The 14,441-nt window shown below is 74.0% G+C and carries 12 protein-coding genes and 1 pseudogene; all 13 read left to right on the top strand.

The genetic code is table 11. The features are described from left to right. Positions 1–188: 188 nt before the first annotated feature. Complete coding sequence (locus ACFV04_RS27390; RefSeq protein ID WP_380533223.1) at positions 189–953, top strand: SDR family oxidoreductase; 765 nt, start codon at positions 189–191, stop codon at positions 951–953. 58 nt (positions 954–1,011) lie between these two features. Further along, positions 1,012–1,248 (top strand): RNA polymerase subunit sigma-70, encoded by a 237-nt coding sequence (locus tag ACFV04_RS27385; RefSeq protein ID WP_380533221.1) that lies wholly within the window; start codon positions 1,012–1,014, stop codon positions 1,246–1,248. 3 nt (positions 1,249–1,251) lie between these two features. After that, positions 1,252–1,818, top strand: coding sequence for a Clp protease N-terminal domain-containing protein (locus ACFV04_RS27380; protein ID WP_380341065.1), 567 nt, complete (start codon positions 1,252–1,254; stop codon positions 1,816–1,818). Positions 1,819–2,105: 287 nt separating this feature from the next. After that, entirely contained in the window at positions 2,106–3,872 is a 1,767-nt protein-coding gene (locus ACFV04_RS27375; RefSeq protein WP_380533219.1) for a sensor histidine kinase, read from the top strand. Then, positions 3,872–4,351, top strand: coding sequence for a roadblock/LC7 domain-containing protein (locus ACFV04_RS27370; RefSeq protein ID WP_380341060.1), 480 nt, complete (start codon positions 3,872–3,874; stop codon positions 4,349–4,351). The genes ACFV04_RS27375 and ACFV04_RS27370 overlap by 1 nt, the downstream gene beginning before the upstream one ends. Beyond that, positions 4,348–4,716 carry a DUF742 domain-containing protein gene (locus ACFV04_RS27365; protein WP_360258383.1) on the top strand — a complete coding sequence of 123 codons (369 nt, stop codon included), beginning with the start codon at positions 4,348–4,350 and terminating at the stop codon, positions 4,714–4,716. The genes ACFV04_RS27370 and ACFV04_RS27365 overlap by 4 nt, the downstream gene beginning before the upstream one ends. Then, positions 4,697–5,323, top strand: a pseudogene (locus ACFV04_RS27360) (ATP/GTP-binding protein); the annotation flags it as partial. The gene ACFV04_RS27365 and the pseudogene ACFV04_RS27360, both read left to right, overlap by 20 nt. A gap of 170 nt (positions 5,324–5,493) precedes the next feature. Beyond that, entirely contained in the window at positions 5,494–6,738 is a 1,245-nt protein-coding gene (locus ACFV04_RS27355) for a cytochrome P450 (RefSeq protein WP_360258380.1), read from the top strand. Between the two features lie 173 nt (positions 6,739–6,911). Beyond that, positions 6,912–8,240 (top strand): cytochrome P450, encoded by a 1,329-nt coding sequence (locus ACFV04_RS27350; RefSeq protein WP_380533216.1) that lies wholly within the window; start codon positions 6,912–6,914, stop codon positions 8,238–8,240. A gap of 209 nt (positions 8,241–8,449) precedes the next feature. Then, complete coding sequence (locus ACFV04_RS27345; RefSeq protein WP_380341191.1) at positions 8,450–9,781, top strand: ABC transporter substrate-binding protein; 1,332 nt, start codon at positions 8,450–8,452, stop codon at positions 9,779–9,781. A 145-nt stretch (positions 9,782–9,926) separates the two neighbouring features. Continuing rightward, positions 9,927–10,964: a sugar ABC transporter permease gene (locus ACFV04_RS27340; RefSeq protein ID WP_360258376.1), complete on the top strand. Its 1,038-nt coding sequence runs from the start codon at positions 9,927–9,929 to the stop codon at positions 10,962–10,964. A gap of 221 nt (positions 10,965–11,185) precedes the next feature. Continuing rightward, positions 11,186–12,100: a carbohydrate ABC transporter permease gene (locus tag ACFV04_RS27335; RefSeq protein ID WP_380341051.1), complete on the top strand. Its 915-nt coding sequence runs from the start codon at positions 11,186–11,188 to the stop codon at positions 12,098–12,100. A 352-nt stretch (positions 12,101–12,452) separates the two neighbouring features. Next, entirely contained in the window at positions 12,453–14,177 is a 1,725-nt protein-coding gene (locus ACFV04_RS27330; RefSeq protein WP_380533213.1) for a DUF4153 domain-containing protein, read from the top strand. The last annotated feature ends 264 nt before the right edge of the window (positions 14,178–14,441 follow it).

Here is a 14,441-nt window from a genome sequence, read left to right as displayed (position 1 = left end):
GCCGGCCGGGGCGGGGCGGCGCCCCCGGCGGGGTGCCCCCCCGGGGGGGGGGGGGTCGCATCACCCGCCCCCCCCCCGCCTCTTCCGCTTTTCCGGCCTCCTCCCCGTCCCCGGAGCCGCCGATGTCACGGATCGGGGCCGTGATCGGTCCGTAGGGAGTGAAGGCGTCCGACGGAAGGAGTGGTGTGGTGAACGGGACGGTGCTGGTGACCGGGGCGACGGGGACGTTGGGGCGGGAGGTGGTGCGGCTGCTGGTGGCGCGCGGGGTGGCGGTGCGGGGGTTGAGCCGTCGGGCGCGGGTCGGGGGTGACGGGGTCGAGTGGGTGGTCGGCGACCTGGTGAGTGGGGCCGGGATCGCGGAGGCCGTGGCCGGGGTCGAGGTGGTGGTGGACTGCGCGACCACGCAGCGGAAGGCGGATGTGGCGGGGGTCCGGACGCTGGTGGCGCGGGCGCGGGAGGCGGGGGTCAGGCACCTGGTGTACGTGTCGATCGTGGGGATCGACCGGGTGCCGATCGCGTACTACCGGACGAAGCTCGCCTGTGAGCGGGTGGTGCGGGAGTCGGGGCTGGGGTGGACGGTGCTGCGGGCGACGCAGTTCCACGACCTGCTGCTGAAGTTCTTCGACGTCTCGGTGAAGCTGCCGCTGTTCCCGGTGCTCGGCGGGGTGCGGTTCCAGCCGGTGGACGTGCGGGAGGTGGCGGCGGCGGTGGTCGGGCTGGTCGAGGAGCCCGTCGGGTTCGCGCCGGAGGTGGGCGGGCCGCACGTGCGGTCGTACCGGGAGCTGGCCGGGGCGTACCTGCGGGCGGCGGGCAAGCGGCGGGTGCTGCTGCCGGTGCGGATGCCGGGGGCCGGTGGCCGGGGGTTGCGTGCGGGCGGGAACCTGGCGCCGGAGCGGGCGGTGGGCCGGGGGACCTTCGAGGAGGCGTTGGAGCGGCGGTTCGGCGGCCGCTGAGGTCGACATCTGTCAACCGGGGTTGACATCCGCGCGGGTGTCAACCAAGGTTGACATCATGAGCGAGAGCGGAGAACTCGCAGCCGCTGCGAGCAGTCGTGACCCCGCCGTGGGGCTCCGGGCGGTCCGCGCCCTGCGTGATCTGGCGGACCGCCTGGAGGCCCTGCAGGTGGGCAACGCCCGGTCGCAGGGCTGGTCCTGGCAGGACATCGCGGTCTGCCTCGGGGTGACCCGGCAGGCGGTGCACAAGAAGTACGCGAAGCGCGGTACCCATGGCGACCAGGACGGAGGCTGAGTGATGTTCGAGCGTTTCACCGAACGGGCCCGGCAGGTGGTGACCGGAGCGCAGCAGGAGGCGCGGGAGCTGCGGCACGGCCGCGTCGGGACGGAGCACCTGCTGCTGGCGGCCCTCGGCGTGCCGGACGACCCGGCGGCCGCCGTCCTGGTCGAGGCGGGCCTGGACCAGGAGGCCGCGCGGCGGGCGGTGCGCCGACTGGTCGGGCCCGGGGACGACACCGCCGCCCTGGCCTCGATCGGGGTCGACCTGGGCGCGGTGCGGGAAGCGGTCGAGGCGGTGTTCGGGGAGGGGGCCCTGGATGCCCGGCCCGCGGAGGAGCCGAAGCGCCGGGGCTGGTTCCGCTCCGGCGGCACCTTCGGCGGTCACCTCCCGTTCGACGCCCGGGCGAAGAAGGTCCTGGAGCTGTCGCTGCGGGAGTCGCTGCGGCTGAAGTCGGGGGAGATCGCGGTCGGGCACCTGTTGCTGGGCGTGCTCCGCGAGGGGGAGGGGGTGGGGGTGCGGGTCGTGGTCGACCACGGGCTGGACCCGGCGGCCGTCCGGCGGGCGGTCGAGCGGGCGCTGGGCTGAACCCCCCGGCCGGGTGCCGGTTGTGAAGCGAGCCACTCGGTCGTGCGGCGGTTGCGTCGCCAATCGGTGTACGGGACGTGGATGGAGGAGAGTGCCCGTCAACTGGCCACTTGAGGCCAATGTCTGAATCGATATGATCGGCCGAAAGCGTGAACCGATCAGCCGCCCGGAGACGTTTCATGACGTCCCGGGCGGTCTGGTATGCGCCCGACCAGCTGTCGGCGGTCGCGATCGTCGCAGACCCGCCGCTGTGCCGCCGCCCGCCGACGTTGCCGAGGACCGCACCGATGAGAGAAGCCACCAGCCCCGACGGCCGGCCGCCCCGACGGCCCGCACCGCGCACCGTCGCCCTGACGGCGGCCGCCGTCCTGCTGGCGCTGGTCGCCGCACCGGTCGGCGTCACCCGGGCCCTGGGCGCGCACCAGCCGCTCACCGCCCTCGCCGTGGGCGCCGTCGCCGTCCTGTGGATGATCGCCGTCGGCCTCGCGGCGACCGGCGCGGAGCGCTCCCGACGGCTCGCCGAGGACGTGGAGGAGCAGCACCGGGAGGCGATGACGGCGCTGGTCGTCGCCGGCTCCGCCCGGCAGGCCGAGACGGCGGCCAGGGGGCGTGCCACCGCAGCCGAGGCCGAGCGGGACGCCGCGCGCGCCGAGCGGGCCCGCGCGGAGGAGGAGTCCGCCGCCGCGCGGGCCGAGCTGGACCTGGTGCGGGCCGAACTGGACGCCGAGCGGGCCGGGGTCGAGGCGCAGCGGCTGCGGGCCGAGGCCGAGCGCGCCGAGCTGGACCGGATCACCGAGGGCGTGCTGCCCGAGGTAGTGAGGAAGCTGCGCGCGGGCGCGGCCGTGGACAGTGCGCTGGCCGCTCACCGCAAGCACCCCCAGTACGCGCTGCTGCGTGCGGTCGGTGAGGAGATCGGCCGGGGCGAGCGGCTGCGGGCCGCGGCGCTCGCGGTCTGCGCGACCGCCGCCGGGCGGGTCCAGGCGCTGGCCACGAGCATGCATGCCGAGCTGCGCGAGATGCAGCACCGGCACGACGAGGAGGTGCTCGGCGACCTGCTGAGCCTGGACCACTCGACCGCCCAGGCGGGCCGGATGGCGGACAGCATCGCGGTGCTCACCGGTGCCCGCTCGGGCCGCCGCTGGGCCAAGCCGATCGCGGTGGAGTCGGTGCTGCGCGGCGCGCTCGGCCGGATCGGCGCCTACCAGCGGGTGCGGCTGCACAACGCCAGCACCGCGGCGGTCGCCGGGTACGCCGCCGAAGGTGTCATGCACGCGCTGGCCGAGCTGCTGGACAACGCCACCAACTTCTCCGCCCCGCCGGCCGAGGTGCACGTCTACGTCGAGGAGGTGCCCGCCGGACTGGTGGTCACCGTCGAGGACAGCGGGCTCGGCCTGGGCGAGAGCTGGCTGCGCCGAGCCGAACGGGCCGTCTCCGCCGAACCGCTGGACCTCACCACGCTGTCCGCCGGCACCCGGCTGGGGCTCGCGGTGGTCGGCGTCCTGGCGCGCAAGCACGGGCTGCAGATCTCCTTCCGGCCGTCGGCGCGCGGCGGTACGGGGGTGGTGATGCTGATCCCCCAGCAGCTGGTCTCGCACGCGGCCCCGGTGCCCGCCCCGGCGTCCGTCCCGACGCAGGCGCCGGCCGTCGAGTCCGTACGCCCCGCGCTCACGCCCGCCCGCCCGGCCCCCGCCCGCCCGGCCTCGGCCCGTCCGGCCCCCGCGCCGCTGCCGCCGGTGCCCGCCGCGCCGACCGCGCTCACCGCCCCGGTCGCGCCGACGGCCGTCACCGCCGCCCCCCTGCCGCCCTCGCCCGCCCGGATGACCGACAGCGGCCTTCCGCAGCGTCGGCGCGGGCAGACGCTGACCACCGCCCCGGCGACGGACCGGGCCGCGAAGCCCGTCCGCACCGACACGGTGAGCGCGGCCGCCCGGTTCGGTGCGTTCCGCCGGGCCGCCGCCCGTCCGGTGGAGGACGAGCAGCACTCCACCGGCACGCCGACCACGGCCCCCGACACCACACCCGACGCTTCCCCCGCCACCGAGAAGGACACCTGATGAGCAGCGCCCCCGATCGCGACCTCGACTGGCTGTTGGAGAACCTGCTGGCGGCCACCCCCGGCACCCGGCACGCCCTGGTTCTCTCCGCCGACGGCCTCAAGCTCTGCCACACCGACGGGCTGAGCACCGACCAGGCCGACCAGCTGGCGGCGATCGCCTCCGGTCTGCAGAGCCTGGCGCACGGCGCCTCGATCGAGTTCGGCGACGGCAGCGGCGGCGTCCGGCAGTCGATGACCGAGTTCCACGGCGGCATCCTGTGCATCGTGGCGGCCGGTGAGGGCGCCCACCTCGCGGTGGTCACCGACGACGAAGCGGACGTCGGCGTGGTCGGCCACAACATGCACGGCCTGATCGAGCAGATCGGCGTCCACCTCAGTGCCCCGGCCCGGGACCCGGAGGGCGGCACGCCGGAGCGCGGCACCTCGGACGGGGCCGTGGACGGGAGCGCCGCCACACCGGAGGGCGCGGGGATATGACGGACGGGCCGGTGCTGCCGGGCCGTGACGACGACCCGGACCGCCTCTACACCATCACCAAGGGCCGCAGCCGCGCCCCGGAGAACGCCTTCGACCTGGTCACCCTGATCGTCGCCGAACGGCAGCCGACGGCCGGGATGCAGTCGGAGCACGCCCGGATCCTGCGGATGTGCGAGGCCCCGACCGCCGTCGTGGAGGTGGCGGCGGAGCTGGCGCTGCCCATCTCGGTGGTGAAGATCCTGCTCGGCGACCTGCTGGAGTCCGGGGCGGTCACCGCCCGCCACCCCCGGTTCGCGCCCAACAAGGCCCGGCTGCCCGACCTCGACACGCTGAAGCAGGTGCTGCATGGCCTCCAACGGCTCTGACGTCCGGCCCGCCGCCGAGCGCACCCCGCTGCGGGCGACCGCCGACAACGCGCTGAAGATCGTCGTGGTCGGCGGCTTCGGGGTGGGCAAGACCACCCTGGTCGGCTCGGTCAGCGAGATCCGTCCGCTGAACACCGAGGAGGTGATGACCCGGGCGGGGGAGGGCATCGACCCGGCCGGATCCTGGGGCAAGCGCTCCACGACGGTCGCCTTCGACTTCGGCCGGATCACCCTCTCCGAGCGCCAGGTGCTGTACCTGTTCGGCGCGCCCGGGCAGGAGCGCTTCTGGTTCCTCTGGGACCGCCTGTTCAGCGGCGCCCTGGGCGCGGTCGTCCTGGTGGACACCCGGCGGCTGGAGGAGTCCTGGTACGCGATCGACCGGCTGGAGCACCACGGCACCCCGTTCATCGTGGCCCGCAACAACTTCGGCGAGCCGACCCACAGCCTGGAGCAGGTCCGCGAGGCGCTGGACCTGTCGGCCGAGGTGCCGCTGGTGGACTGCGACGCGCGTGACCGCGAGTCCGGCAAGCGGGTGCTGATCGGGCTGGTCCACCACCTGGCGGCCCTGGCCGGGGCCGACGAGGCCGACCTCGCCGGAGCAGACCCGGCGGAAGCCCACGAGGCCGACCCGGTCGGAGCGCACGAGGCCGACCCGGCCGGAGCCCACGGGGTCCACCCGGCCGGAGCCCACGGGGTCCACCCGGCCGATCCGACCGGCTCCGACCAGGCTGCCGCCCCGGCAGCGGCCCCCACCGCGATGTACGAGGAGAGCACCCCGTGACCGAGCCCGCCGTCACCCCGCCCCCGGGCTGCCCGGCGCACGCCGGCGCCACGCCGCTGTACGGGCCGCGCTTCCAGACCGACCCGGCCCAGCTCTACCGCGAGCTGCGGGCCGCGCACGGCCCGGTCGCCCCGGTCGAGCTGGCCGGCGGCGTCCCGGCCTGGCTGGTCATCGGCTACCGCGAGCTGCAGCTGGTGACCGGTCAGCCGCAGCTGTTCGGCCGTGACTCCAGCCGCTGGCACGCCTGGGAGTCGCTGCCCGCCGACTGGCCGCTGAAGCCGATGATGGCGCCCGCCCCCTCGATCCTGTACGCCGAGGGCGAGGAGCACGTCCGGCGCTCCCGCGCGGTCACCGACGCGCTGGCCGGGATCGACCCGTACGAGCTGCGCAAGTACTCCGAGGAGATCGCCGACCGGCTGATCGACGACTTCGCCGGCCGCGGCGAGGCGGACCTGGTCGCCGAGTACGCGCACCGGATGCCGCTGCTGGTGCTGTGCCGGGTGCTGGGCCTGGACGAGGAGCAGGCGCCGCAGCTGACCGCCGCGCTGCTGTCGATGCTGGACGGCGGCCCGGACGCCCCGGCCGGCGCCCAGCGGCTGCTGGAGATGATGCTCGCCATGGTCGAGGAGAAGGCCGAGCACCCGGGAGCCGACGTGGCCTCGCGGATGCTGGAGCACGAGGCCGGGCTGACCCACGACGAGGTGATGCGCGACCTGCGGGTGCTGCTGATCGCCGGCCACCAGCCTTCCTCGTACTGGATCTCCAACGCGCTGCGGCTGATGCTCACCGACGAGCGGTTCGCCGCCTCGCTGGCGGGCGGGCGGCGAAGCATCAGCCAGGCGCTCAACGAGGCGCTCTGGGAGGACACGCCGACGCAGATCTTCGCCGGGCGCTGGGCGATCCGGGACACCCAGCTGGGCGGCCAGCGGATCGGCGCGGGCGACATGGTGCTGCTGGGCTTCGCCGGGGCGAACGCGGACCCGTCGGTCCGGCAGGCCGACGGCCGCCCGGCCGAGGGCAACCGGGCGCACATGAGCTACTCGTACGGCGAGCACGGCTGCCCGTTCCCGGCCCAGGAGGCGGCCGAGGTGATCGCGACCACCGCGATCGAGGTGCTGCTGGACCGGCTGCCGGACCTGCGGCTGGCGGCGGCCGAGCACGCGCTGGTGTGGCGGCCGTCGGCCTGGGTGCGCGGGCTGGTGGCGTTGCCGGTCGCGTTCACCCCGGGCCACCAGGCCTGATCCGTCGGTACCCGCGCCCACGGGGTCCGGTGGTTCCCGGGCCCGTCGGTGTCCGCGCTGCCGGTTCCCGGTGGTTCCCGGGCCCGTCGGTGTCCGCGCTGCCGGTTCCCGGTGGTTCCCGGGCCCGTCGGTGTCCGTATCCGTTGATTCCCGTCGTCCGAAAGAGAGTTGCGATGACCGCCGCCCCGGCCCCGATCGTCCTCGACCCGCTGGCCCGCGACAACGCGGCCGAGGGCGCCCTGCTGCGGGCCGCCGGCCCGGTGGTGCCGGTCGTGCTGCCCGGTGGCGTGGCCGCCTGGGCGGTGACCCGGCACGCGGAGGCGCGTGAGCTGCTGACGGACGCCCGCCTGGTGAAGGACGCCGCGCACTGGGGGGCCTACCAGCGCGGCGAGGTGCCGAAGACCTGGCCGCTGATCGGCCTGGCGGTGCCCGGCCCGAGCATGGTGACCACGGACGGCGCGGAACACCGCCGGCTGCGGGCGCTGGTCGCGCAGGCCTTCACGCCGCGCCGGGTGGAGCTGATGCGCCCGCGCGTCGAGGAGATCACCCGCGGGCTGTTGGACGCGCTGGCGGCGGGGGAGCCGGAGGTCGACCTGAAGACGGCCTTCGCCTTCCCGCTGCCGATGACGGTGATCTGCTCGCTGCTGGGCGTGCCGGAGTCGGACCACGGTGTGCTGCGCGACCTGTACGAGCGGTTCTTCGGCGCCAAGCCGAACCCGGAGGGCATCCAGGCGACCATCGCGGGGTTGAACGCCTTCGTCAACGAGCTGGTGGCGCAGCGCCGTTCGGCTCCCGGTGAGGACCTGGCGAGCGTGCTGCTGGCGGCGGACACCGAGGGCGGGGCGCTGACCGACGCGGAGGCGGCGGCCACCCTGCGGGTGATCATCGCAGCCGGCCACGAGACGACGGTGAACCTGATCTGCAACGCGGTGCGGGCGCTGCTGGCGCACCCGGACCAGCTGGAGCTGGTGCGTTCGGGGCGGGTGTCCTGGGACGCGGTGGTGGAGGAGTCGCTCCGCTGGACGCCTCCGACCAGCAACTTCCTGTTCCGCTTCACCGCCGCGGACGTCCCGGTCGGGGACGTGGTGATCCCGGCCGGTGAGCCGGTGCTGGTCTCGTACAACGCGATCGGCCGTGATCCGCTGCAGCACGGGGTGACGGCGGAGCTGTTCGACATCACCAGGGACCCGTCCCGTCACCTGTCCTTCGGGCACGGTCCGCACGTCTGCCCGGGTTCGCCGCTGGCGCGGTTGGAGGCGGGGATCGCGCTGCCGGCGCTGTTCGAGCGGTTCCCCGAGCTGTCGGCGGCGGTGCCGGACGCCGAGCTGCGGCCGAGCGGGTCGCTGGTGGTCAACAGCCTGCAGGAGCTGCCGATCCGACTCTTCTGGCGCAGCGTCATGACGCGGGCCCCGTCCGGGTTTCCGGGCGGGGTCTTCGGCTTCTGGCGTTTCCGGTCCGAATCGTGCCCGGTCGCGGGTCACGGTCGGGACACCGGCTGGTGAAGGTCGAACGTGGACCTTGGCGGAGGGCGGCTGCTGCGTTAACGTCTTCGATCAGTTCGGCCGCCGTCCGTCCGCGATCTCCGTGGGCCCATCTCCGGTACAGCGCAATGTCGTTCAGCCACCATCGGCAGCATGCCCTGGCGAGGAGGACCGCATTGACTCCCAACCCGATCGCGCCGCAACCGAGTTACCGTCGGCGATTGGCCGCCGTGCCCGCCCTGGTGGCGGCGCTGGCGCTGACCGCCGCCTGCTCCAACAGCTCCGGCGGTTCGGGTGACGGCGGCGGCGCGGCCCAGTCGCTGTCCGGCGACTGCGCCAAGTACCAGCCGTACGCCGGGCATTCGGGGACGACGGTGACGATGTTCGCCTCCATCCTGAGCCCGGAGTCGGACAACCTGGAGAAGTCCTGGTCCGAGTTCAGCAAGTGCACCGGGATCAAGATCAGCTACGAGGGCTCGAACGACTTCGAGTCCCAGCTCCCGGTCCGGGTGGCCGGCGGCAACGCCCCCGACTTCGCGATCGTCCCGCAGCCGGGCCTGCTGGCGCAGATGGTGAAGAGTGGCAAGGTGGTGAAGCCGCCCGCCCAGACCGTCGCCAACCAGGACAAGTGGAGCCCGATCTGGAAGACCTACGGCTCGGTCAACGGCACCTTCTACGCGGCCCCGATGAGCGCCAACATGAAGTCGCTGGTCTGGTACTCGCCCAAGGCCTTCAAGGCCGCCGGCTACGAGGAGCCGAAGACCTGGGCGGACCTGATGGCGCTCAGTGACAGGATCGCCAAGGCGGGCGGCCCCAAGCCGTGGTGCGGCGGCATCGCCTCCGGCACGGCCACCGGCTGGCCGGCCACCGACTGGCTGGAGGAGGTGGTGCTGGGCAGCTACGGCGGCGAGGTGTACGACCAGTGGGTCGGCCACCAGGTGAAGTTCTCCGACGAGAAGATCACCACGGCGATGAAGACGGTCGCCGACTGGATGCAGAACCCCGCCTGGGCCAACGCGGGCTTCGGCGACGTGAAGTCGATCGCCACCACCACCTTCCAGGACGCGGGCACACCGGTCCTGAGCGGCACGTGCATGATGCTGCAGCAGGCCTCCTTCTACGAGGCGCAGTGGCCCAAGGGCACCAAGGTCGGCCCGGACGGGGACGTCTTCGCCTTCCACCTGCCCGCGGTGAACCCGTCCGTCGCCAACCCGGTCGAGGGCGGCGGCGAGTTCCTGGCCGCTTTCGCCGGCCGGCCCGAGGTGCAGGCGGTGCAGAACTACCTGTCCAGCTCGGACTGGGCGAGCAGCCGGGTGCGGACCGCGAGCGGCTGGGTCTCGGCGAACCAGGGCGTGGACAAGAGCCTGTACACCGACCCGATCGACAAGCTGTCGGCTGCCGCGCTGACCGACCCGGCGGCCACCTTCCGCTTCGACGGCTCCGACCTGATGCCGGCGGCGGTCGGCGCCGGGCAGGAGTGGAAGTCGCTGACCGCCTGGTTCGCCGAAGGACAGTCGATCCAGAAGACCGCCGCCGACATCGACGCCGCCTGGCCGCAGTAGGACGCCGAACGGCCGCAGCAGGCGGGCCGACCGTCCGAACCCGCCGCGGGTCCGGACCCACCGGGACCACCTGTCGAGGGCGGTGCGGGGCCACCCACCCGCACCGCCCGCCCCCTTCCCACCGCACCCGAAGGGACGCGCAGCCATGTCCGTACCCGGATACCCGTCATCCGCCGTCGCGCCCGCCGCCGAGAGACTGGCGGCCGGCTCCTGGGGCGACGCGGCGGTCAAGTTCGGCAACACCCTCGGCGCCGTCGCGGGCTTCCTCGGCATCCTGCTGGTGGTCTTCCTGGTCGCCGGCCGGGCCCGTGGACGGCTGGCCCGCCCGCTGGCCGTCGCGGTGTTCCTCGGCCCGGCGGTACTGCTGCTGGCGGTCGGCCTGGTGGTGCCGCTGGTCCGCACGGTGTACCTGAGCCTGCAGAACGACGACGGCACCCGGTTCGTCGGCGGCGAGAACTTCGGCTGGGCGCTCACCACCGACTCGGTGCAGACGGTGCTGCTCAACACCCTGCTGTGGCTGGTGGTCGCACCGCTGGCGGCGACCGGCCTGGGGCTGGCGCTGGCGCTGCTGGTGGACCGGATGCGCGGCCAGTCGGTGTACAAGTCGCTGATCTTCATGCCGATGGCGATCTCGCTGGTGGGCGCCTCGATCATCTTCAAGTTCGTCTACGAGTCGCGCGGGTCGGGGCAGCCGCAGATCGGCCTGCTCAGCCGGATCGCCGTCGCGGCGGGCTGGGACGACCCGCCGAACTGGATGCTCTCGCAGCCGCTGAACACCTTCCTGTTGATGGCGGTGATGGTCTGGGTGCAGACCGGCTTCGCGATGGTGGTGCTGTCGGCGGCGATCAAGGCGATCCCGGCCGAGGTGGTGGAGGCGGCCCGGCTGGACGGCGCGAGCGGGCTGCGACTGTTCTGGTACGTCACCGTGCCGATGATCCGCACCACGGTGATGGTGGTGCTGACCACCGTCATGATCATCACGCTGAAAGCCTTCGACATCGTCCGCACCATGACCGGCGGCAACTTCGGCACCCAGGTGCTCGCCAACGAGATGTACTCGCAGTCCTTCGTGCAGTTCAACGCCGGGCGGGGCAGCGCCCTCGCGGTGATCCTCTTCCTCGCGGTGCTGCCGCTGGTGGCCTACAACATCGTCCAGCTGCGGAAGGAGCGTGAGGTGCGGTGAAGCGGCTGCGGAAGACCTCCGTCCCGAAGACCTCCGTCCCGAAGGCCGCTGCCGCGGAGGCTGTTGTCCCGGAGGATGCCGCCGCGGAGGCCGCCGGCCCGAAGGCCGCTGCGGCGGAGCCGTCCGTCCCGGGGCCGTCCGTCCCGGGGCCGTCGCCGCGGAAGACCTCCGTGCCGGGGTCCGCGGTCCGGAAGCCGGTCCTCGCGAGGTCGGCCCCTCGGGTGGCCGGGGGCCCCGGCAATCCGGTCCGCAAGGCCTTCGGCAGCCCGCTGGCCTCGGTGTTCGTGATCGCGATGACGGTGCTCTGGACGATCCCGACGCTGGGCCTGCTGGTGACCTCGCTGCGTCCCAAGCAGGACGTGACCTCCAGCGGCTGGTGGAGCGCCCTGCTCCACCCGGACTTCGGCTTCGACAACTACCACTCGGTGCTGTTCGAGGGCGGCTCCGGCGCCTCGACCGGCCTGGTGCCGTTCCTGGTGAACTCGCTGGCGATCAGCGTCCCGGCGACCGTCTTCCCGCTGGTGCTCGCGGCGATGGCGGCGTACGCGCTGGCCTGGGTGCGGTTCCGGGGGAGCGACGCGGTGTTCTTCACGGTGTTCGCGCTGCAGGTGGTACCGCTGCAGATGGCGCTGATCCCGCTGCTGCGGCTGTTCTCCAGCGGCGCGCACCTGGGCTCGCTGACACTGATCCCGGCGGTGGACCTGAAGGGCAGCTACGCGCCGGTCTGGCTGGCGCACACCATGTTCGCGATGCCGCTCGCGGTGTTCCTGCTGCACAACTTCATCGCCCAGCTGCCGCGCGACCTGATGGAGGCGGCGGTGGTGGACGGCGCCTCGCACTTCAAGATCTTCCGTTCGATCGTGCTGCCGCTGAGCGCTCCGGCGCTGGCCTCGTTCGCGATCTTCCAGTTCCTCTGGGTCTGGAACGACCTGCTGGTCGCGCTCACCTTCGCGGGCGGAACGCCGGAGGTCGCGCCGATGACGGTGCGGCTGGCGCAGCTGTCCGGTTCCCTCGGCGGGCGCTGGGAGCTGCTGACGGCCGGGGCGTTCCTGTCGATCATCGTGCCGCTGATCGTCTTCTTCAGCCTGCAGCGGTACTTCGTCCGGGGGCTGCTCGCCGGGTCGGTGAAGGGGTAGGCGGAGGGGCGGGCGGAGGAGTGGGCGCCGGGACGGGTGATCTGAACGCGTTCAGAAGTAATTTTTGAACCTGTTCAGAATGGTCTACAGTCGGCAGCGACGGCGGCGCTGAGCGCGCCCGCCGGCGGACTGCCCCGAGGGCGGCTTCCGCATGCCCGTTGACCACTGAGGGGGACCCATGTCCGGTCTGTCCAACGCGCCCGCCTCGGCCGATCCGCCACCCGTCCCGGGGGCGCAGGACCCGGCCGACCCGCAGGGCCCACCCGGCCCGGGCGGTGCGCCGGTTGCGGACGGTTTGCCGGTTACGGATGGTTCGTCGACCTCGGGCGGTGCGCCGGTACCGGACGACGGGGTGGTTCCGGACGGTGCGCGGGGGCCCGTCGGGCCGTACGCCTCGTGGGACCCCTACCGGCCGGTTGCATCGCACGATCCGGAAGCCCCGTACGGTCCGAGGGGCCCGTACGGCCCGGGGGTTCCCCACGGCGCGGCCGGTCCCCACGGCGCGGCCGGTCCGTACGGCGCCGCCGGGCCCCGCCGGGCACCCGGCGCGCCCGCCGCGCCGACCGCGAGCTGGCTGCGCCACAGCGACCCCGAGCGCCGGGCCGGGGCCACCCCCAGGGTCGTCCTGGCCGCCCTGCTCACCGGTCTGCTGACGGCCTGGCTGCTGTACGACGGCCTGGGCGTCAACCTGCTGATCTGCGGGGCCGCCACCGCGGTCGGGGCCGGCTTCGCCGCCCGGGTGGCGGGCCGCCGGATCCGGCCCTGGACGGCCGCGTGGAGCCTGCTCGCGCTCGCCCTGCTCGCCGTCCCGGCCTGGTGGGACGCCGGCTGGCCCGCGGTGCTGGCCGGCGCGGGCGCGCTCGGCCTGGCCTCGCTGGCCCTGCACGGCGGCCGCCGCTGGCCGGGCGTCCTGCTCGCCCTGCCCGGCCTCCTCTGGCAGCTCGTGCCGGCCGTCGGGTGGGCCTGGATCAGCATGGAGGGTCGCCCGCTTCCCGGCCGCGGCCGGGTCGTCCCGGTCCTCAAGGCGCTCGCGGTCGCCGCCGTCCTGCTGACCGTTTTCGGCCTGCTCTTCGCCAGCGCCGACGCCGCCATGGCGGACCTGCTGGGCAACCTCAGTCCGGACCTCGACCTCGGCCAACTCCCGGCGCGCGGGCTGCTGTTCCTGCTCGGGACGCTCACCGTGCTCGGCTTCGCCCGGATCGCGGCCGGCCCGCGCCGCTGGGACCGCACGGTGATCCGGCCGGGCCGTGAGCGGCGGCGGCTGGAGTGGGCGCTGCCGTTGATCGCGCTCGACCTGATGTTCGGCGTCTTCGCGGTCATCCAGGCCGTGGTGGTGCTCGGCGGGGCGGACGCGGTGCTCGGCAACACGGGGATGAGCCGCTCCGAGTACGCCCGGCAGGGGTTCTGGCAGCTGAGCGTGATCACCGTGCTGACGCTGGCCGTGGTGGCGGTCGCCAAGCGCTGGGCGCCGCGCAGCACCGACGCCGACCGCCGGTTGGCGCGGATCCTGCTCGGACTGCTCTGCGTGCTCGCGCTGGCCGTGGTCGCCTCGGCGCTCGGCCGGATGTGGTTCTACGTGGACGCCTCCGGGCTGACCCGGCTGCGGCTCTGGGTGCTCGTGGTCGAAGTCTGGCTGGGCGTCGTCTTCCTACTGCTGATCACCGCCGGGCTGACCCGCGGCACCGGCTGGCTGCCGCGCGTCGTCGTTCTCAGCGGGATGCTCACCGTCGCGGTGTACGGCCTGATGGGGCCGGACGCGATCGTCGCCGACCAGAACGTCAGCCGGTACGAGCAGGCCCTGCGGACCGACCCGCGCACCGCCACGATCGACCTGCGCAACGTCCGCCTGCTCTCGGCGGACGCGGTGCCCGCCCTGGACCGGCTCCCCGAACCGAAGCGGAGCTGTGCGCTGCAGCTGATCGGGCAGGACCTGGACCGGGAGTCGAAGCCCTGGTACGCGACCAACCTCGCGGCCGCCCGGGCCCGGCAGATCCTGGCGGACCGGCCACTGCGGGACTCGGCGTCGATCGGCCGCCGGGCCTGCGACCGGGCGGGGCTGGCGGACGGGGCCCGGTAGTCCGACGCGGTGGGGCCGCCGCGGGGCCCGGCGGCGGCCGGACGGTGGCCCGGTGGCGGCCCGGCGGCGGCCTCATGCGGGCCTCGGGGCGGGCTTGCTGCGGCCCTCGGAAAGGTCTCGGTACGGGCCTCGGTACGGGCCTCGGAACAGGCCGCGGTACGAACTCCGGTGCGGGGCCGGTGAGGTCGGCGGAGCTGCGGAAACGGCAGGGCCGGCCGGGAGCGTGGTTGTACCCTCCGCCCCAACCGTACGACCAGAGACGGT

This window comes from Kitasatospora sp. NPDC059599 (assembly GCF_042735125.1).
GTDB lineage: Bacteria > Actinomycetota > Actinomycetes > Streptomycetales > Streptomycetaceae > Kitasatospora.
This window is presented reverse-complemented; position numbering and strand designations above follow the sequence as displayed.

Bases quoted from the DNA above. Each gene is read 5' to 3' on its own strand.
- ACFV04_RS27385 (WP_380533221.1), top strand. From the start codon at position 1,012: ATGAGCGAGAGCGGAGAACTCGCAGCCGCTGCGAGCAGTCGTGACCCC.
- ACFV04_RS27350 (WP_380533216.1), top strand. From the start codon at position 6,912: ATGACCGCCGCCCCGGCCCCGATCGTCCTCGACCCGCTGGCCCGCGAC.
- ACFV04_RS27380 (WP_380341065.1), top strand. From the start codon at position 1,252: ATGTTCGAGCGTTTCACCGAACGGGCCCGGCAGGTGGTGACCGGAGCG.
- ACFV04_RS27370 (WP_380341060.1), top strand. From the start codon at position 3,872: ATGAGCAGCGCCCCCGATCGCGACCTCGACTGGCTGTTGGAGAACCTG.
- ACFV04_RS27340 (WP_360258376.1), top strand. From the start codon at position 9,927: ATGTCCGTACCCGGATACCCGTCATCCGCCGTCGCGCCCGCCGCCGAG.
- ACFV04_RS27375 (WP_380533219.1), top strand. From the start codon at position 2,106: ATGAGAGAAGCCACCAGCCCCGACGGCCGGCCGCCCCGACGGCCCGCA.
- ACFV04_RS27365 (WP_360258383.1), top strand. From the start codon at position 4,348: ATGACGGACGGGCCGGTGCTGCCGGGCCGTGACGACGACCCGGACCGC.